Raw genomic sequence first — 800 nt, 5'->3', positions numbered from 1 at the left:
ATAGATAGATAGTGATAGGGTCATCTGTAATCAGATGGCCCTGTTTTCTCTATATCTAAGTAAGGAATAAAGGTAAGGAAATGACCCCGAAAATCGATCGTTACGCCGTGTTTGGTAACCCTATCGGGCACAGCAAGTCGCCATTTATCCATACACTCTTTGCTCGTCAAACGAATCAGTCCCTTACATACACCGCAGAGTGTGCGCCTGTGGGTGGATTTATCGAGGCAGCGAAAGCATTTTTTGCTGACGGAGGCAAAGGCTGTAACGTGACCTTGCCTTTTAAAGAAGATGCCTATCAATTTGCTAGCCGTTTGACCGAGCGTGCTCAGCTTGCTGGAGCAGTGAATACACTTAAGAAGCTTGATGATGGTGAAATCATTGGTGATAACACTGATGGTACAGGCTTAGTGCAGGACTTGTTGCAACATCAAGTCGTTTTAGAAGGCGCACGTATCCTGATCATAGGAGCTGGTGGTGCCGCTCGAGGAGTGATTAAACCATTGCTCGATCAAAAACCAACATCTCTAACGATAACTAATCGTACATTTTCCAAAGCCGAAGAATTGGCAGAATTGTTTTCTGCGTATGGCCCTGTTAAAGCAAAAGAGATGAATACCATTGCTGAAGAGTTCGATGTCATAATCAACTCTACGTCTGCATCATTGAGTGGTGAGTTACCTGCGATCTCTTCCTCGGTGTTCGCCGCCAATAGTACAAGCTACGACATGATGTATGGCAAAGGTGATACCACATTTAACCAATGGGCTAAGCAACACGGTGCGGCACATGCTTATGAT

At 45.0% G+C, this 800-nt stretch carries 1 protein-coding gene; it reads left to right on the top strand.

The annotated features are described in order from the left end of the window. Window positions 1-80 precede the first annotated feature (80 nt). Window positions 81-800, top strand: a 720-nt coding sequence (aroE, locus tag R7Z50_RS26475; RefSeq protein WP_318149610.1) for a shikimate dehydrogenase, incomplete at its 3' end; no start/stop codon positions are given.

This window comes from Vibrio sp. 1249-1 (assembly GCF_033340495.1).
This window is presented reverse-complemented; position numbering and strand designations above follow the sequence as displayed.